Source organism: Bacillus sp. C-3-6 (assembly GCF_054509685.1).
Genome location: NZ_CM137247.1, coordinates 3,827,283 through 3,844,391, shown reverse-complemented (window position 1 = coordinate 3,844,391; position 17,109 = coordinate 3,827,283). Strand labels below are relative to the sequence as shown.

General features: G+C 34.3%; 18 protein-coding genes and 1 pseudogene. 14 read left to right on the top strand and 5 right to left on the bottom strand.

Going from position 1 to position 17,109, the window contains the following annotated elements; genetic code table 11:
• Positions 1–762, top strand: coding sequence for a DUF1129 domain-containing protein (locus ACW0JX_RS19570; RefSeq protein ID WP_157417633.1), 762 nt, complete (start codon positions 1–3; stop codon positions 760–762).
• A gap of 12 nt (positions 763–774) precedes the next feature.
• Positions 775–918 (top strand): annotated as a pseudogene (locus ACW0JX_RS19565) (DNA-binding protein); the annotation flags it as partial.
• Between the two features lie 15 nt (positions 919–933).
• Here ACW0JX_RS19565 and ACW0JX_RS19560 read toward each other — a convergent pair.
• Positions 934–1,551 (bottom strand): ImmA/IrrE family metallo-endopeptidase, encoded by a 618-nt coding sequence (locus ACW0JX_RS19560; protein WP_000371605.1) that lies wholly within the window; start codon positions 1,549–1,551, stop codon positions 934–936.
• Between the two features lie 175 nt (positions 1,552–1,726).
• On the opposite strand from ACW0JX_RS19560, the gene ACW0JX_RS19555 reads away from it, so the two are divergent.
• From ACW0JX_RS19555 to ACW0JX_RS19545, 3 genes are all read left to right on the top strand, one after another.
• The gene (locus ACW0JX_RS19555; RefSeq protein ID WP_000288330.1) at positions 1,727–2,020 is read left to right on the top strand and encodes a DUF3928 family protein; all 294 of its coding nucleotides are present in this window, start codon (positions 1,727–1,729) and stop codon (positions 2,018–2,020) included.
• Positions 2,021–2,128: 108 nt separating this feature from the next.
• On the top strand, positions 2,129–2,578 hold the full coding sequence (locus tag ACW0JX_RS19550) for an NUDIX hydrolase (RefSeq protein ID WP_000540529.1): 450 nt from the start codon (positions 2,129–2,131) through the stop codon (positions 2,576–2,578).
• A 139-nt stretch (positions 2,579–2,717) separates the two neighbouring features.
• Positions 2,718–3,893, top strand: coding sequence for an acetyl-CoA C-acetyltransferase (locus tag ACW0JX_RS19545; RefSeq protein WP_000552075.1), 1,176 nt, complete (start codon positions 2,718–2,720; stop codon positions 3,891–3,893).
• Positions 3,894–3,922: 29 nt separating this feature from the next.
• On the opposite strand, the gene ACW0JX_RS19540 is transcribed toward ACW0JX_RS19545, so the two are convergent.
• Positions 3,923–4,675: an AAA family ATPase gene (locus tag ACW0JX_RS19540; protein WP_053563718.1), complete on the bottom strand. Its 753-nt coding sequence runs from the start codon at positions 4,673–4,675 to the stop codon at positions 3,923–3,925.
• Between the two features lie 216 nt (positions 4,676–4,891).
• Here ACW0JX_RS19540 and ACW0JX_RS19535 point away from each other — a divergent pair, with 216 nt between their 5' ends.
• Positions 4,892–5,620 carry a DUF4184 family protein gene (locus tag ACW0JX_RS19535; protein ID WP_340782777.1) on the top strand — a complete coding sequence of 243 codons (729 nt, stop codon included), beginning with the start codon at positions 4,892–4,894 and terminating at the stop codon, positions 5,618–5,620.
• Between the two features lie 37 nt (positions 5,621–5,657).
• The gene (locus ACW0JX_RS19530) at positions 5,658–6,422 is read left to right on the top strand and encodes a hypothetical protein (RefSeq protein ID WP_446025830.1); all 765 of its coding nucleotides are present in this window, start codon (positions 5,658–5,660) and stop codon (positions 6,420–6,422) included.
• 44 nt (positions 6,423–6,466) lie between these two features.
• Here the strand turns inward: ACW0JX_RS19530 and ACW0JX_RS19525 are convergent, their stop codons facing one another.
• A complete protein-coding gene (locus tag ACW0JX_RS19525; RefSeq protein WP_000758789.1) occupies positions 6,467–6,898 on the bottom strand; it encodes a DUF3997 domain-containing protein in 432 nt (143 codons plus the stop codon).
• Between the two features lie 131 nt (positions 6,899–7,029).
• Between ACW0JX_RS19525 and ACW0JX_RS19520 the strand changes: the two genes are divergently transcribed.
• From ACW0JX_RS19520 to ACW0JX_RS19510, 3 genes are all read left to right on the top strand, one after another.
• On the top strand, positions 7,030–7,485 hold the full coding sequence (locus ACW0JX_RS19520) for an RDD family protein (protein WP_000769080.1): 456 nt from the start codon (positions 7,030–7,032) through the stop codon (positions 7,483–7,485).
• 215 nt (positions 7,486–7,700) lie between these two features.
• A complete protein-coding gene (locus ACW0JX_RS19515; protein ID WP_000145638.1) occupies positions 7,701–7,790 on the top strand; it encodes a hypothetical protein in 90 nt (29 codons plus the stop codon).
• A 71-nt stretch (positions 7,791–7,861) separates the two neighbouring features.
• Positions 7,862–8,371 (top strand): SDR family NAD(P)-dependent oxidoreductase, encoded by a 510-nt coding sequence (locus ACW0JX_RS19510; RefSeq protein ID WP_227899625.1) that lies wholly within the window; start codon positions 7,862–7,864, stop codon positions 8,369–8,371.
• 64 nt (positions 8,372–8,435) lie between these two features.
• Here the strand turns inward: ACW0JX_RS19510 and ACW0JX_RS19505 are convergent, their stop codons facing one another.
• Positions 8,436–9,536 (bottom strand): ABC transporter ATP-binding protein, encoded by a 1,101-nt coding sequence (locus ACW0JX_RS19505; protein WP_459245016.1) that lies wholly within the window; start codon positions 9,534–9,536, stop codon positions 8,436–8,438.
• 262 nt (positions 9,537–9,798) lie between these two features.
• Here ACW0JX_RS19505 and malL point away from each other — a divergent pair, with 262 nt between their 5' ends.
• A complete protein-coding gene (gene malL / locus ACW0JX_RS19500) occupies positions 9,799–11,475 on the top strand; it encodes an oligo-1,6-glucosidase (RefSeq protein ID WP_459245015.1) in 1,677 nt (558 codons plus the stop codon).
• A 40-nt stretch (positions 11,476–11,515) separates the two neighbouring features.
• Here the strand turns inward: malL and ACW0JX_RS19495 are convergent, their stop codons facing one another.
• The gene (locus ACW0JX_RS19495; RefSeq protein ID WP_000471774.1) at positions 11,516–13,276 is read right to left on the bottom strand and encodes an alpha-glycosidase; all 1,761 of its coding nucleotides are present in this window, start codon (positions 13,274–13,276) and stop codon (positions 11,516–11,518) included.
• 324 nt (positions 13,277–13,600) lie between these two features.
• On the opposite strand from ACW0JX_RS19495, the gene ACW0JX_RS19490 reads away from it, so the two are divergent.
• The 3 genes from ACW0JX_RS19490 (at position 13,601) to malD (ending at position 17,081) form a co-directional block, all read left to right on the top strand.
• Positions 13,601–14,860: an extracellular solute-binding protein gene (locus tag ACW0JX_RS19490; RefSeq protein ID WP_000709931.1), complete on the top strand. Its 1,260-nt coding sequence runs from the start codon at positions 13,601–13,603 to the stop codon at positions 14,858–14,860.
• A 76-nt stretch (positions 14,861–14,936) separates the two neighbouring features.
• Positions 14,937–16,238, top strand: coding sequence for a maltosaccharide ABC transporter permease MalC (gene malC / locus ACW0JX_RS19485; protein ID WP_001194982.1), 1,302 nt, complete (start codon positions 14,937–14,939; stop codon positions 16,236–16,238).
• Positions 16,239–17,081, top strand: coding sequence for a maltosaccharide ABC transporter permease MalD (gene malD / locus ACW0JX_RS19480; RefSeq protein ID WP_097987623.1), 843 nt, complete (start codon positions 16,239–16,241; stop codon positions 17,079–17,081).
• Positions 17,082–17,109: the final 28 nt, after the last annotated feature.

Sequence of the window (17,109 nt, the reverse complement as noted above, 5' to 3'; positions counted from 1 at the left end):
ATGAATGTTTCTAAAGAAGGAGAAAAGTTTTTAATCGATACGAAAGTATATTTAATAACAAAAGGGATTAAAGAAGAAGAGGTGGACGCCTTTCTAGAAGATGCAGAGTTTCATTTAATAGAAGGTGAAAAAAAGGGGAAGACGGTAAGGGACATATTTGGTGACTCACCAAAAGAGTATGCGGAAGAATTAGCGAAAGAGATGGAGAAGGATAAAAGCGGGAGTATAAAGACTATTTTAGGAATGATAATTGGAATAGGAGGATATTGGTTACTTACAAATATTTTATTTGGAAATCCGAATCAACAATTTACGTTAACGAATGTACAGTTAATCGGTTATCCTATCGTTTTAATCATTACGATTATTGGAACGATTGTTGCGTTTAGAATGTCTTCTTTTAAAAGTAAATTAGTAGAGTTTGGAATTATTTATGTAGTAGTGATGATACCTATTTTATTATTAGTGTTATTAATATTTATGAATAAATGGTATGGGACGCCAATTTTACAATTGTCGACAATACAGACATATATATTAGCAGTAACTATATTTTTATTACTTCTTATTGGTGAAGTATATGTTCTTGGTTGGATGGGTGTTGTGGTACTAATTGTTCCTCTTGCGATTATGTTCTTATTTAAAGACTTAGAAGAAAGAAATGTATTTTGGGGAATTGCAAAGATCTTACTTATGTATGGAAGTATATATGGATTAATGAGATGGTCTTTAAAAATTGAAGAAAGAAAAATTGGGAACTAGAAATTCAATAAAAAGCGGCTGCTCTGGATATACCAAAAATTATTTCCAAAGAAATATTATATAGGGATTTTTAGAGGGATTACATTTATATTTAGTTGTCTATTTTTATTTCTAGCAGCCGGGATTTGGTTTGTTGATTGGAATAAGTTGTTTTAAACAGTAACATGAGGGTTACTGTTTTTTTCTTTGTAATAAAGAGCTTTGTAAAGAGAGCGCTTTTTGTTCTGCTGTTAATAAGGAATGAATATGAACGTTTTCTGGACGAGGGACTATTGGATACATAAGATTTGTTGGAGAAGGGTGGTGCTCCGAACCGGTTGGAGAATGAGGATCTGCATGAGTAAGTTTTCCATGAATACGTCTTGTAAATAAAATATGACCGATTTCGTGAGCGAGCGTATATATATTTTTCATAGGGGCAGCCGAATTTGTTAAAACGATATAGCCAGTAAGTTGCTGTTGTTTTGCTAAAGAATAAGCGCAGGCAATTACTGCTGTTTCTTTGAAATAATCACTGCCAATATAACAAATATAAAGGTCGCATTCAGGAGCTTCATTTACACATGTTTGGAAAAAGGATGCCAACTTTTCTTGACTTTGAATGGAATTTTTATAACTGATTTCACGGTCAAAAAAACGGAAAAGTTCATTTAATACAATTACTTCTTGAATTTGAAATGTAATGGGGTGCCAAATTGATTCTGCAACAGCTAAATCTTTTGCGATGCGGTCATCAGAAATATCGGCGCCGGGAGTAATGCAAATACATATATTGACGTATGGATCCATAAGGAACACCTCAAATGAAAAAAAGTTCTTCCTATAATATATGTGGGAAAAAGATGTCATGTATGGATAAACGCCTTCTTTATTGAATATATAGATGACAAGTCGAAAAAATTTCATAGTTCTATAACATGGTATGGTCGTCTTTTTGATATAGTAAAGGAAAGGGGGAGAATATATGTATACATTAAAAATCGTTTCAGACAGAGAAGCACTTTATCAATTTGCGAGTTATGTAAGAGTTGTACAAGGGGTTGAAGATGTATATGTAGAGGTGGGAGAACCTTTATATGAACATCCTTTAATGAAGTTTTATGTACATATTAAGCTGAAAGAAACATATGAGCAGCATAAAGCGTTACAGGAAATAGCAAGATTAGTAGAATTGGGTCGTTTTACATATGTCCATTATCGTAATGATGAAATTGAGGAAGCTTTTGAAGCTGTAAAATATGAAAGTTTTAAGAAATAAAGATGAAAAAACGGAGGCGAAAGCTTCCTTTTTTTCTTTAAAATTACATGAACAAAAAGAGAGAAATTTTGTTATGATAAGGGAGGTTAGGGAAAGGGGAATTTACATATGGGGTATATTGAAGAGTTACGAAAAGTCGTTGGTACAAGACCGCTTATTCTCGTAGGATCAGCAATCATTATATTAAATGATAATCAAGAAGTATTGCTTCAATATCGTTCAGATACATATGATTGGGGTGTACCTGGCGGGGCGATGGAACTGGGTGAAACGACAGAAGAAACGGCACGTAGAGAGTTATTTGAGGAAACGGGATTAACTGCAAAAATAATGCAATTTCTTGGTGTTCTATCAGGAAAAGAAGTATATTTCCGTTATCCGAATGGCGATGAAATTTTCAATGTCATTCATCTGTATCAGGCACATCATGTGAGCGGGGAATTAAAGCTCGATCATGAAGGGTTGAAACTTCAATATTTTCCAGTAGATAAGTTGCCAAAATTGAATGAAACGACAGAGAAAATTTTGCAAAAGTTTTTATATGCACTGACAGAATAGAAGGTTAATTCCTTCTATTTTTATTATATGAAATATTTTGATTTTTTAGTATGTTTATAGTATGATAGTTATAGATATACATCTTATGGAATTTCACCTAAAAACTTACTAGGGTACATAAGAGAGGGGCAAGTACAAAATGCATAATGTTGTTATTACAGCTGCAGTTCGTTCGCCAATTGGAACTTTTGGAGGAGCGCTAAAAAATGTAACGCCAGTAGAATTAGCTGTTCCTGTACTTCAGGAAGCTGTAAAACGAGGCGGGGTAGAACCACATGAAGTTGATGAAGTAATTTTAGGTCATTGTATTCAAAGAACTGATGAAGCAAATACGGCGAGAACAGCTGCATTAGCGGCAGGATTTCCTGACACAGTTACGGGATATACAATCCAACGTCAATGTTCTTCAGGTATGCAAGCAATTATGTCAGCTGCAATGCAAATCCAATTAGGTGTAAGTGATGTTGTTGTTGCAGGTGGAGTAGAAGCGATGAGTTCGAGCCCTTATGCATTGAAACAGCACCGCTGGGGACAACGTCTACAGCACGGAGAAATTCGTGATACGGTGTGGGAAGTGTTAGAAGATCCGATTCACCATATTATGATGGGTGAAACAGCGGAAAATTTAGTTGAACAATATGAAATTACAAGAGAGGAACAAGATGAAGTTGCTCTTCGCAGTCATACATTGGCACTGAAGGCAATCGAGTCTGGACACTTTGACGATCAAATTGTTCCTATTACAATAAAAGAACGTAGAAAAGAAGTAGTATTTTCGAAGGATGAGCATCCACGTGCAGATATTACAGCGGAAAAATTAGCAGGGTTAAAACCAGCATTCCGTAAAGATGGGTCTGTAACTGCAGGTAATGCATCTGGCCTGAATGACGGAAGTGCAGTTCTAGTATTAATGAGCGAAGAAAAAGCAAAAGAAAAAGGCTTACAACCGTTAGCTAGAATTGTTGGATATTCAGTAGCTGGAGTAGACCCGAAAATTATGGGTATTGGACCAGCACCAGCAATTCGTAAAGGTTTAGAAAAAGTGGATTGGTCATTAGAAGATGCAGATTTACTTGAAATTAATGAAGCTTTCGCGGCTCAATATTTAGCTGTAGAGAAAGAGTTAGGTTTAGACCGTGAAAAAGTGAACGTAAACGGTAGTGGCGTAGGACTTGGGCATCCAATTGGTTGTACAGGGGCTCGTATTACGGTAAGTTTAATTCACGAATTAAAAAGACGTGGGTTAGAAAAAGGAATTGCCTCTTTATGCGTCGGTGGCGGTATCGGGGTTGCCTTATTTATAGAAGCACTATAAAAAAGAAGCAGCTATTGCTGCTTCTTTTTTTATGACTCAAATAGATGATGAAATAATCGATCACGATTTTCAAAGAAAAGTTTCGTTGTTTGGTAATGCTCGGTTTCTTCTAATGTGGATTCGTGAATCCCCTCTTGTGTTAAAGAGTATATAGTAGATTCAGGGTAAGCCATTAAAATAGGAGAATGCGTCGCAATAACAAATTGTGAACCTTGTTCCGCTAGTTCATGCATTCGAATGAGCATGGAAAGTTGTCTCATTGGTGATAGAGCGGCCTCAGGCTCATCTAAAATGTATAAACCTTGTCCTGAAAAACGATTCATAAATAAGGAAAAGAATGATTCACCGTGTGATTGTTTGTGAAGTGAGACACCACCATATGAATCAATAACTGGATTTCCGCGTGCTTCTGGATCAGCATCCATTTCATCAATATAAGAAGCAACGTTATAAAAAGATTCAGCGCGAAGAAAGAAACCGTCGTTTGGTGTATTGAAACTTTTTGAAATTCGAAGGTATTCATGTAAAGGTGAATGGGAATCGTTTGTGCTAAAACGGAAGTTCTTCGTTCCACCTTCTGCATTAAAACCTAACGCAATTGCAATTCCTTCAAGTAATGTTGATTTACCTGTTCCGTTTTCTCCAATAATGAATGTTACATTTGGATGGAAAGCTAGTGATTGTAATGTTCGAATAGCGGGTAAGCAGTAAGGATATGCGGAAAAACTAGGGATATTTTCTTTTTTTAATGTGACATTTTGTAAAAAGGGTACGTCAATCAATATATAAACCTCAATTCATAACGGATTTTAATTCTAAAAAAGCAGCAAATACAAGTGTTAATGACACCTGAATCCCTTCCTTATTTTCTGAATATTTTATGTGGATTATATCATTTAAACTATCATATTCCAATGTGAAAATAAATATTGCATGAAGATCCATTCTCTCGTTATGATATATGGTATTCTACTGAAAATGTGAGAAGGAGTTAAAGTATGCCGTTTACATTTGCACATCCAGCAGCAGTTCTTCCTTTTGCGAAAAAGCATTCTAAATATATGTCAGTAACGGCTCTTATATTAGGTAGTATGGCGCCTGACTTTGAATATTTTTTACACTTTAGACCGTATGGTGTTATTGGGCATACGTGGCTTGGGTTCTTATATTTAAATTTACCACTTGTCTTCTTATTAGCATGTATATATCATTACATTTTAAAAAAGCCTTTTATAACACATTTACCTAAAACATTTGCTGGGTATTATACATATGTAGTAGATAAGGGGTGGAGGATTCATACATGGAAGGATCTTTTTATATTTTGTTATTCAGCATTATTCGGTATGTTAACGCATGTTGTTTGGGATGCATTCACTCATAAGACAGGCTATTTTGTTATGAAAATACCATTATTGCAAAGAGAATGGTACGGTATCCCTGTTTATAAATATATGCAACATGGAAGTACATGTATTGGTTTTCTATTATTAGTATACGTTTTATGGAAATATAGAAATGAAATGGGTAAAGACCTTATTTTAGCTTCGGAAAAAAGAAAGTATTGGATTTCAGTAATTGTTGTGGCAACTATTATATTTATCGTGCATGCGTTCCTAGATCCCTATTTTCATATTTTCCAAATTGGAGGTATAATAGTATCTGGACTGACAAGTTCATTTTGTGGACTTTTCATTGTTTCTATAGTTTACAAAGCAAGGGACTAATTTTATATTCATGAATGATAGTGTTAGGAGAAATGAAATGATGAAAGCATTGAAAAGTATTTTTGTTTTATGTAGTTTTCTTCTTATGTTAAGTGGTTGCTTCCATCAAGAAGAAAAGAAAGCTGAACCGAAGAAAAAAGAATCTATTCCTGAAACGAAAGAATATGGTGGGCGTGAGCTGAAAAAAGTAGGACAAAAAGTGAAAGAAACAGGATGGGGTACTTTCAAGTTAGAGCAGATGCACTCTGTGAATCAAACATTTGAAGTAGCGCCAATGAAAATTCACGTACAAGATGTGAAAGTAATCTCTTTATCACAGATGAGTGAAAAAGCAAAAAATACATTGAAAGTATACACGGCACTAACTCCTGAAGAAGTAAAACGTAGACTAGGGGATAAAGTAAGCCAAGAAGATGCAGAATTATATGCATCGCTAAGTGGAACAGAGATTAGTAATACAATTCGTTACGTTGAGATTACATATAAAGTGGAGAATAGCGGGAATAAAAATATGCAATTTTTCTCTATGAATGATGTTATGATTAATGGTAAGCAACATTTTAAAGTAGCGACTCAAAACTTTTTATATGATGAAGATACGTTAGTTGGTACAAAAAATGTGTCAAGAGAAGACTATAAGCCTGGTGAAACAAGAGATGGTATTATTGGTTTAATACTTGACGATGGAAAAGACAAAGTAAAGGATATTCAGTTTACAACTGATGATTTACTTGCAGGAGATTCAGAAACACAAGATGTTGTAAAAGAGTCACAAACGTTTAATATCTCACTTTCGGAGTAAGGTGTTTTTAAAATAATGTAAGAAAAACAGTCAGCACTCAAATATTATGCTGACTGTTTTTTTATTTCTTTTATGTATGAATCTACATTTTGAAAAGGCACCTTAATTTTAAACGCATCTTTTTGTTCGTTAAATTGCTTTTCATTGTAGGGACCGAAACGTTTATTGTGCTTTACGTCAATAATCCAATAATGTTCACTTTTTTTATTTGCAATTGCTGCGTCAGGGTTATTTGGATCTGATTTTTCCTCAGTTTGTTTTGCAATAATGTATTTATCATCCCAAGCAATGTCTGTAATTTTTGCAGGGATGTATTGTGTGGCATATACAGCATCTTGCGAGGGGAAAAGTTCAAATGCATTTCCAGAAGTACGTATGAGTTCGTATTCATCGTTAACCGTATAAGTTAAGTGACTTGTGTTTCCTGCACAACCAGTTAATAGGAAGGCGACGAATAGGATTATCCATTTTTTCAATATGGGAACCTCCTTTATAATGCTATTGTAACAAATTGTACAAGAAAAGTAAGAGAAACGCTAGTTTACAATGTTTTTTAGAAGTGGTACGATGAGACGGGTAAAGAAGGATATGAAGGAGTCGACATAAAATGAAGTTAAAGATGCATCGTCCAGCGCTTGTAATGAATCGCATAGGTGCTTCCCTAATTGACATGTTTTTAATCTCGGTTATGTATGGTGCAGTAGTAGCTATTATGACCGGAAACTATAGTGCTATGTTTAAGCGCTTTAATATAAGCTTAGGTGATTTTAGATATGATTTCGCAGTAGTTTTCATATTAATGGCGATATATTTTATTGTATTACCCTTTATTTGGAACGGTGTTACACTTGGCAAAAAGGTAACGAGAATAAAATTAATTTCATTGAAGAGTGAAAAGCTAACGTTGCAAACATTAATTATAAGATTTTTTGTAGTGTTATTACCGAACGTATTGCTATTAGGAATTCCATTAATATGTAACGTATATATGATGTTGTTCCGCAAAGACAATTGCGGTTTTCAGGACTTAATTACAAAGACGAAAATAATAAGTCTTGTATAATAAAATAAAAAAAGACCCTTTTATATATAAAAGGGTCTTTTTTTATTTTATAAGTATATTGTGAATATTTACAGTAAGGAAAAGCTAAAATGTGTCATTTCTATTTATAATAGATTGAAAATTAAGATAATGGTATAATAATTAAAAATAATATCTTTATCTCACCATTTGGGGCTGATTAAAGTTTTACTTTATATAATAAGGGGGAAGTTGAGATGACAGGAGGTAGCATAATTTTTTGGGGCATTCTCATTTTTATCGGTCTAGTTCTTGATCAGCGTAAGAGTAAGAAAAAAGAAGGATAAAAAGTAAACGTTTACAAATTGAATAGCAATTTTTCTTGCTTGCAGAATAATCTCATAAAGGAGTATACTGAATGACGGTAAGACTTATAGAAGGGGTAATGAAAATGAAGCTTGCAGGAAAAGTTGCTATCGTAACTGGCGGTGGCATCGGTATTGGACGTAATACAGCTCTTTTGTTGGCTAAACAAGGCGCAAAAGTAATTGTGACGGACATTGATCAAGAAAGTGGACAAGCAACAGTGGAGGAAATTATGAATCTAGGCGGAGAAGCCCTTTTTGTATTCTATGATATGGAAAAGCAAGGAGATTGGCAACGCGTTATTAGCATTACTTTGAATGCATTCAGTCGCATTGACATGCTTTTTCAAAATGCTGGTTTATATAAAATAGATTCTATTTTTTCTCGTCAACAAGAGAACGATTCCAATGTACTTTGTATTAATGACGTTTGGATAGAGATAAAACAATTAACGTCATCTTTTATGAAACAGCAAGAAGAAGTGGTGCTTAGTGATTTACCGATTTTCGGTATTATTGGCACGAAAGGACAATCATTTCATACAGTAGAAGCCCTAGTATAATAATGAAAACCGCCCTCAATATATGTGGACGGTTTTTTTGTATGTTATATAGAAGGAAATTTTTTTAGCGAATACGTTGTTCTGTTTGGCTGTCAAAGAAATTCGCTTTATTTAAATCAAATGCCAATTTAATTTGGTCTCCAGGTGAGAATATATGTCTTGCATCAACACGTGCTGCAAAATCTTGATTTCCAAGTTTCATATATAAAATAGATTCAGCACCTAACAATTCAGCAACTTCAATTTTTGTTGTGAAAGTAGTAGATTGTGAAGCTTCTAAAAATAGTAGTTCATCATGAATGTCCTCCGGGCGAATACCTAAAACAATTTCTTTATTTACATAGCCTTGTTCACGTAGCATCTTCATTTTTCCTTCAGATACTTTGATTTTTATAGTATTGTCTATAACGAAATCGGTTTCAGTCAATTTACCACGGAAGAAGTTCATCGCTGGTGACCCGATAAATCCACCCACGAAAATGTTTTCTGGTGTTTCATATACTTCTTTTGGTGTTCCAATTTGTTGAATCTTTCCATCCTTCATAACGACAAGACGCGAAGCCATAGTCATTGCTTCTGTTTGGTCATGTGTTACATAAATTGTTGTTGTTCCAAGGCGATGATGTAGCTTAGAAATTTCTGAGCGCATTGCAACACGGAGTTTAGCATCTAAGTTTGATAATGGCTCGTCCATTAAGAAAACTTTTGCATCTCGAACGATTGCTCTACCTAACGCAACACGTTGGCGCTGTCCACCTGATAATGCTTTCGGTTTTCTATCTAAATATTGTTCAAGTCCCAAAATTTTTGCTGCATCTTTTACACGACGATCGATTTCATCTTTTGGTATTTTTCGAAGTTTTAATCCAAATGCCATATTATCATATACACTCATATGTGGATAAAGAGCGTAGTTTTGGAATACCATTGCGATATCTCGATCTTTTGGAGGAACATCATTCATTAGTTTACCATCAATTGAAAACTCGCCTTTTGAAATATCTTCGAGTCCAGCTACCATTCGTAACGTTGTAGATTTTCCGCATCCAGAAGGACCGACAAATACGATAAATTCTTTATCTTGAATGTGTAAATTAAAATCAGTTACAGCTGTTACGTTATTATCATATATCTTATAAATGTTTTCTAATTTAAGTTCTGCCATGGTATTTCCCCCTAGAAATAATTATGCAAACGTTTTCTTTGAGTTCATTATAAACGAATAGATTCAAAAAATAAATAAAAAAATAAAACGTTTTCATATATTGGAGAATTATTAGTGATTTTCGCGTTTTTTCTTAGAAAAAGAACAATAAAAATTGTAAGCGCTATTTTAAATTGAGATAGAATCTGTTATCATTCATTAATGAAAACGTTTGCGCCTTAAAAAAGAGAAAAATGAATGATGAATGAAATGGGGTAGCATAATGGAAAAACAATGGTGGAAAGAAAGCGTAGTATATCAAATTTATCCTCGTAGCTTTATGGATAGTAATGGTGATGGTATAGGAGATCTTCAAGGGATTATTTCAAAGCTAGATTACTTAAAAGAGTTAGGGATTGATGTGATTTGGTTATCACCAGTCTATGAATCTCCAAATGATGATAATGGTTACGATATAAGTGATTATTGTAAAATTATGAACGAGTTCGGAACAATGGAAGATTGGGATGAACTATTACATGAAATGCATGAACGTAATATGAAATTGATGATGGATTTAGTTGTTAATCATACATCTGATGAACATAATTGGTTTATTGAATCACGTAAATCAAAAGATAATAAATATAGAGATTACTATATATGGCGTCCTGGAAAAGAAGGGAAAGAACCAAACAACTGGGGAGCTGCTTTTAGTGGATCTGCATGGAAGTATGATGAAATGACGGATGAATATTATTTACATCTGTTTTCTAAAAAACAACCAGATTTAAACTGGGATAATGAAAAGGTAAGACAAGATGTTTATGAGATGATGAAGTTTTGGTTAGAAAAAGGAATTGATGGATTCCGCATGGATGTTATCAATTTTATTTCTAAAGAAGAAGGGTTACCAACAGTTGAAACAGATGAAGATGGTTATGTTTCAGGTCATAAACATTTTATGAACGGTCCAAACATTCATAAATATTTGCATGAAATGAATGAGGAAGTATTATCGAATTATGATATTATGACGGTTGGTGAAATGCCAGGTGTAACGACAGAAGAAGCCAAATTGTATACTGGAGAAGAACGAAAAGAGTTGCAAATGGTATTCCAATTTGAACATATGGATTTAGATTCAGGAGAAGGTGGAAAGTGGGATGTAAAACCATGCTCACTTCTTACTTTAAAAGAGAATTTAACAAAGTGGCAAAAAGCATTAGAGCATACCGGATGGAATAGCCTTTATTGGAATAACCATGATCAGCCTCGCGTTGTATCTCGTTTTGGTAACGATGGAGTGTATCGCATTGAATCTGCAAAAATGTTAGCGACAGTTCTTCATATGATGAAGGGAACGCCATATATTTATCAAGGTGAAGAAATCGGAATGACGAACGTTCGATTCCAATCAATTGATGAATATCGAGATATTGAAACGTTAAATATGTATAAAGAAAAAGTGATAGACCATGGTGAAGATATAGAAAAAGTAATGGAATCTATTTATATAAAGGGTCGTGATAATGCTAGAACTCCGATGCAGTGGGATGATCAGAATCACGCTGGATTTACAACAGGTGAACCTTGGATTACTGTAAATCCTAACTATAAAGAGATTAATGTGAAACAAGCAATCCAAGATGAAGGTTCAATTTTTTATTACTATAAGAAATTAATTGAGCTACGCAAAAATAATGAAATAGTTGTATATGGATCATATGATTTAATATTAGAGAATAATCCTTCTATTTTTGCTTATGTAAGAACATATGGAGACGAAAAATTACTTGTTATTGCAAACTTTACTGCGGATGAAAGTGCATTTGAAATGCCTGAGGATATTAGTTATAGTGAATCAGAATTATTCATACACAATTACGATGTAGAAATCGGATTGATAGATAACATTACATTACGTCCGTATGAAGCGATGGTATTCAAATTGAAATAAGAAAAATCCTTATGCCACCTTGGCATAAGGATTTTTTGGGTTACCATTTTAATATGGAGAATCCATATGGAGGAAGTGTAACTTGTAATACACTTGCTTCTGCTGAAAATTCTTCATTTGTATAAATGTTAATTATTTTCTTACCAGTAACATGAAGAGGGAGTGAAACTGTAACTTCACTATTAGTAGGGTTTAAAACGAAAAAGATAGTTTCATCCTCATATGTTTTCGTATAAGAAATATAATTATGTTCATCATTTGCTTCGATGAATTGAAAAGTACCATGTCCTCCAAAAGCTGCATGTTGTTTTCGTAATGAAATCAATGTTTGTATATGTGTAAATAATGCATGATCTTGTTCTTTAGTATCCCAAATCATACATTTACGGCAATCGGGGTCCATACCACCATCCATGCCGATTTCATCTCCGTAATAAATACATGGAGAGCCGATGAAAGAAAGATGGAATACATAGAGCAATTTCAACTTATTTTTATCTCCATTGCATGTTGTTAAAATTCTTGGAGTATCATGGCTATCTAATAAATGAAAGGCTGCTTCATTTACATTCATAGAGTAGGAATGTAGAGATTCTGTAATTTGCTTCATAAATTCACTTGCTTTAATGGAATCGTTAGCAAAGTAAGAAAGTAGAGCGTTTGTAACAGGGTAGCTCATGACAGCATCAAATTGATCGCCTTGTAGCCACGGAAGGGCATCGTGCCAAATTTCTCCCAAAATATATACTTCAGGATTTAATGTCTTTATTTCAGTTCGGAATTCTCTCCAAAAGTTGTGATCGACTTCATTTGCGACATCAAGGCGCCAGCCATCTATATTGAATTCTCGTACCCAATAACGTCCTACTTCAAGTAAGTATTCTTTTACATCTGGATGAGCTGTATTTAATTTAGGCATATACGGTGTAAAGGCGAAAGTATCATAATTGGGAAGTGGATCGGTTATAATTGGAAATTCATGAATGTGGAACCACTCTTTATATGCAGACTTCTCACCGTTCTCTAGAACGTCTTGAAATTTCTCGAAAAAGTATCCACTATGATTAAACACAGCATCGAGCATGACTTTTATACCGTGTTTATGACATTCTTCAATGAGCTCTTTAAAAGTTTCTTTCGTCCCAAATTGTGGATCAATTTCCATATAGTCAATTGTGTCATATTTATGGTTTGAATGAGCTTTGAAAATAGGTGTGAAATATATTCCGGAAATGCCAAGCTTAACAAGGTAATCAAGGTTTTGAATAACACCAGCAAAATCCCCGCCGAAAAAATTAGTTGGAGTTGGATTCGTACTTCCCCAAGGAAGGGTGTTTTCTGGATTCAGCGTACTATCGCCATTAGCGAATCGTTCAGGGAAAATCTGATACCAAATGGTGTCTTTAATCCACGATGGTGCTTTGAATACATCATCTGCATGAATAAATGGAAAACAAAAAAAGTTACCAACATCATCATTTGGAATGTTAGAAAAGAATCCTCGCTCTGTATAAATAAGAGTGTCTGTTTCAGATTTTAATTCAAACCCATAACGTAAGCGCTTAAATTTTGGTTCGATTGCAATGGACCAATAATCAAATAATGCAGTAGAACCCGTTTTTTTCATTGGTGTACTTGCTGATATCCATTTCCCGTCTTTCCATTCGTAAGGATCACCGTAAATAAGATCGGCGCTTTGAACATCATCTCTCTTAGTACGTATTCGGATGTGAATTGTTTGTTCATCGTAAGCGTATGCATAATTATCTTTCGGCCTATGATAAATGGCTTCTTTAAACATATAGAAAATCCCCCTTCAATATCTCTATACATAGTATTCCCTTAAGTGTAATAATAAAGCCTGTATTGCAAACGATTGCCTTTCTTACAGCTTTAATATTGCTTATAAGAGTAGTATTCATTTCATATAAAGTCAATGTATAAAGAGTATAATGACATAATTTTTAAATTAATATTTGCAAAATGAATAAAAGAATGTATAATGATAGACAAATAGCGCAAACGTTTTCATAGACTTGGGATATTGTTTGCGCTTCAATTAAACTATTAAATGCAAACGTTTTCAGTTACTGAGGCACATAGACAATTTAGGGAGGTTTTTGGGATGAAGAAAGCATTATCATTATTAACGGTTTCAGCATTATCTATTGGTATGTTATCTGCATGTGGACCGAAAGATTCAGGGAAAAAAGAGGAAAGTAAAGCGAAAAAAGACTATGATCTTCTTGTTTGGGAAGATGAGAAAAAAGGTGTGGGTCTAGAGCCAGCGGTGAAAAGTTTTGAAAAGAAATATAATGTGAAAGTAAAAGTTGAAGAGGTTCAGATGACGAAACAAATAGAAAAACTTCGTCTCGATGGTCCAGCTGGCACAGGGCCAGATGTTGTAACATTGCCACATGATCATATTGGTAATGCGGTAACAGAAGGGCTACTTTCAGAAGTGAAAGTAGATGATACAGTAAAAAGTAAATTTACAGATTTATCAATAGAAGCACAAACATATAACGGAAAAATATATGGTTTACCAAAAGCGATTGAAACACCAATCTTTATTTATAATAAAAAAATGATGCAAAAAGCGCCGGAAACGATGGATGAACTGTTTAACTTCTCAAAAGACTTTACGAAAGATGGAAAATACGGATTTTTAGCACTAGGAGATAACTTCTACTTTGCTAATGCATTTATGGCAGGTATGGGTGGTTATGTATTTGGTGAAAAAGATGGAAAGCCAAATGCAAATGATATTGGATTAAATAATAGCGGTGCGGTACAAGGTGCTGAATATATTCAAAAATGGTATAAAGAAAAGTTATTCCCGAAAGGTATTATCGGTGAATCTGGTGGTTCAGCTGCAGATGGATTATTTAATGAAGGAAAAGCAGCATCTATTATGAATGGTCCATGGGCATTCCAAGCGATGGAAAAGGCTGGAATAGACTATGGTGTTGCTCCAATGCCGAAATTACCAAATGGTCAACCGATGAAAACGTTCGTTGGCGTAAAAGGATGGCATGTAACAAGCTTTTCTAAACAAAATGATTTAGCTACAAAATTTACTGAGTGGGTTACAAATGAAGAAAATGCTAAAATTCGCTTTGAGAAAACGAAAGAAATTCCACCAGTAAAATCAGTAATGGAAGATCCAATCATTAAAGAAAATGAGGCTGCAAAAGCGGTTGCGACACAATCTGAAAATGGAATTCCAATGCCAAATATTCCAGAAATGCAAGAAGTTTGGAAACCAGCTGGAGATGCGCTTCAATTAGTTGTATCAGATAAAGAAGCACCAAAATCCGCACTTGATAGTGCAGTGAAACAAATTAAAGGTAATATTGAGGCAAATCATAGTAAGAAAAAATAAGGTGAAATTCGTGCCTCTAATATGAGGGGCACGAATTCTCTCCCTTCCATGTAGGAAGAAAAAAGGGGGAAGGAACATGCAAACATCTATGGAACCTGCAAAGGGGTTAAATGATTCAAAGCATAGGAAAGTGGCAACCATGTTATCAATCATTCCAGGCGTGGGCCAAATGTATAATAAACAATTTGTAAAAGGTCTTATTTTTCTAGTATTAACAGGTTCATTTATTGTAGCCTTTGCTGATTTATTAAATATGGGATTATGGGGCATTGTAACGCTCGGTACAGAAGTTCCACGTGACCATTCCGTCTTTCTATTAGTAGAAGGGATCTTGGCACTTATCGTTATCGCTTTTGGGCTTGGCATATATGCATTTAACTTATATGATGCATATCAAAATGGGAAGAAACGTGATATTGGAACACCGTTAAATTCTGTAAAAGAGCAATACCGTAATTTGTTAGATCAAGGCTTTCCTTATTTAATGGTTTCACCAGGTTTTCTATTACTTATCTTTGTTGTCGTATTTCCAATCATCTTCGTAATTTTAATTGGATTTACAAACTATGATTTATATCATTCTCCTCCAGCTAAATTAGTAGATTGGGTGGGCTTTAAAAACTTTATTGATATTTTCACATTACCGATGTGGAGAGATACATTTTTAAGTGTATTTTCTTGGACTGTCATTTGGACATTCGTTGCAACAACATTACAAGTTGCACTTGGTATTTTTTTAGCGATTATCGTAAATCAGCCTGGTATTAAAGGTAAGGCAATTATTCGAACAATCTTTATTTTACCGTGGGCTGTTCCAGCATTCGTATCTATTCTTGTATTTGCTGGTATGTTTAATGAAACATTTGGAGCAATTAATAACCAAGTATTAGCTTTATTCGGGATTGAAAAGATTGCTTGGATGACAGACCCGTTTTGGTCAAAGATTGCTTTAATTATGATTCAAACGTGGCTTGGTTTCCCGTTCGTCTTTGCGATGACAACAGGTATACTGCAATCGATTCCAGGAGAATTATATGAAGCGGCTACAGTAGACGGAGCAACTGCTTGGCAACAGTTCCGCAAAATTACATTGCCACTTGTGTTATATGCAACAGCGCCAATATTAATTACGCAATATACGTTTAACTTTAATAATTTTAGTATTATTTATCTATTTAATAACGGGGGACCTGCTGTGTCTGGACAAAATGCAGGTGGAACGGATATTTTAATTTCATGGATCTATAAGTTAACGATGACTTCGGCTCAATACGGCAAAGCAGCAGCTCTTACAATGATTTTATCGTTAATCGTTATTACAGTTGCGTTATGGCAATTTAAGAGAACAAAATCATTCCAAGAAGAGGATATGATGTAAATGAATATTAAACGACAAAAGATGCTACGTCTTTCATTAAGTTATTTAGTTATCTTCATAATGTGTGCGATTGTTTTCTATCCATTACTATGGATAATTGGCTCATCGTTTAATCCAGGAGATAGTTTATCTGGGTCAAGTATTATTCCAAAAAATGCCACATTAGATCATTATCGCAAGCTACTTGATCTCGATTCAAGTAATTACTTACTTTGGTATAAAAATACTTTGAAAGTTAGCGTAATGACGATGATTTTCTCTGTACTAGCCATTAGTTTTACTGCTTATGCATTTTCGAGATATCGTTTTGTTGGAAGAAAGAATGGTTTATTAACATTTTTAATTCTGCAAATGATCCCGAATTTTGCAGCGTTAATCGCACTATATATATTAGCTCAGTTAACAGGATTACTTGATACACATCTTGCATTAATTTTAATTTATGTGGGCGGAGCAATTCCGATGAATACATGGCTTATGAAAGGGTATTTTGATACGATTCCGAAAGAGTTGGATGAATCAGCTCGAATGGATGGAGCAGGGCATTTCCGTATTTTTTGGCAAATCATTATGCCACTTGCAAAGCCAATCGTAGCGGTTGTAGCATTATTTACTTTCATTGGTCCATTTACAGATTTCATTTTAGCGAGTATCATTTTACGAACACCAGAAAATTATACTTTAGCAGTTGGATTATATGAAATGGTTGCGAAAAAATTCGGTAATGAATTTACAACGTTTGCAGCGGGTTCTGTGTTAATTGCGATTCCAATTTCAATTTTATTCCTATCACTACAAAAATACTTTATTTCTGGTTTAACAGCTGGAGGTACAAAAGGATGAAAAATGGGACATTATGTCCCATTTTTCT

Coding starts and splice junctions, on each gene's coding strand:
- ACW0JX_RS19570 (WP_157417633.1), top strand. CDS start 1: ATGAATGTTTCTAAAGAAGGAGAAAAGTTTTTAATCGATACGAAAGTA.
- ACW0JX_RS19560 (WP_000371605.1), bottom strand. CDS start 1,551: ATGGATCCATACGTCAATATATGTATTTGCATTACTCCCGGCGCCGAT.
- ACW0JX_RS19555 (WP_000288330.1), top strand. CDS start 1,727: ATGTATACATTAAAAATCGTTTCAGACAGAGAAGCACTTTATCAATTT.
- ACW0JX_RS19550 (WP_000540529.1), top strand. CDS start 2,129: ATGGGGTATATTGAAGAGTTACGAAAAGTCGTTGGTACAAGACCGCTT.
- ACW0JX_RS19545 (WP_000552075.1), top strand. CDS start 2,718: ATGCATAATGTTGTTATTACAGCTGCAGTTCGTTCGCCAATTGGAACT.
- ACW0JX_RS19535 (WP_340782777.1), top strand. CDS start 4,892: ATGCCGTTTACATTTGCACATCCAGCAGCAGTTCTTCCTTTTGCGAAA.
- ACW0JX_RS19530 (WP_446025830.1), top strand. CDS start 5,658: ATGATGAAAGCATTGAAAAGTATTTTTGTTTTATGTAGTTTTCTTCTT.
- ACW0JX_RS19520 (WP_000769080.1), top strand. CDS start 7,030: ATGAAGTTAAAGATGCATCGTCCAGCGCTTGTAATGAATCGCATAGGT.
- ACW0JX_RS19515 (WP_000145638.1), top strand. CDS start 7,701: ATGACAGGAGGTAGCATAATTTTTTGGGGCATTCTCATTTTTATCGGT.
- ACW0JX_RS19510 (WP_227899625.1), top strand. CDS start 7,862: ATGACGGTAAGACTTATAGAAGGGGTAATGAAAATGAAGCTTGCAGGA.
- ACW0JX_RS19505 (WP_459245016.1), bottom strand. CDS start 9,536: ATGGCAGAACTTAAATTAGAAAACATTTATAAGATATATGATAATAAC.
- malL (WP_459245015.1), top strand. CDS start 9,799: ATGGAAAAACAATGGTGGAAAGAAAGCGTAGTATATCAAATTTATCCT.
- ACW0JX_RS19495 (WP_000471774.1), bottom strand. CDS start 13,276: ATGTTTAAAGAAGCCATTTATCATAGGCCGAAAGATAATTATGCATAC.
- ACW0JX_RS19490 (WP_000709931.1), top strand. CDS start 13,601: ATGAAGAAAGCATTATCATTATTAACGGTTTCAGCATTATCTATTGGT.
- malC (WP_001194982.1), top strand. CDS start 14,937: ATGCAAACATCTATGGAACCTGCAAAGGGGTTAAATGATTCAAAGCAT.
- malD (WP_097987623.1), top strand. CDS start 16,239: ATGAATATTAAACGACAAAAGATGCTACGTCTTTCATTAAGTTATTTA.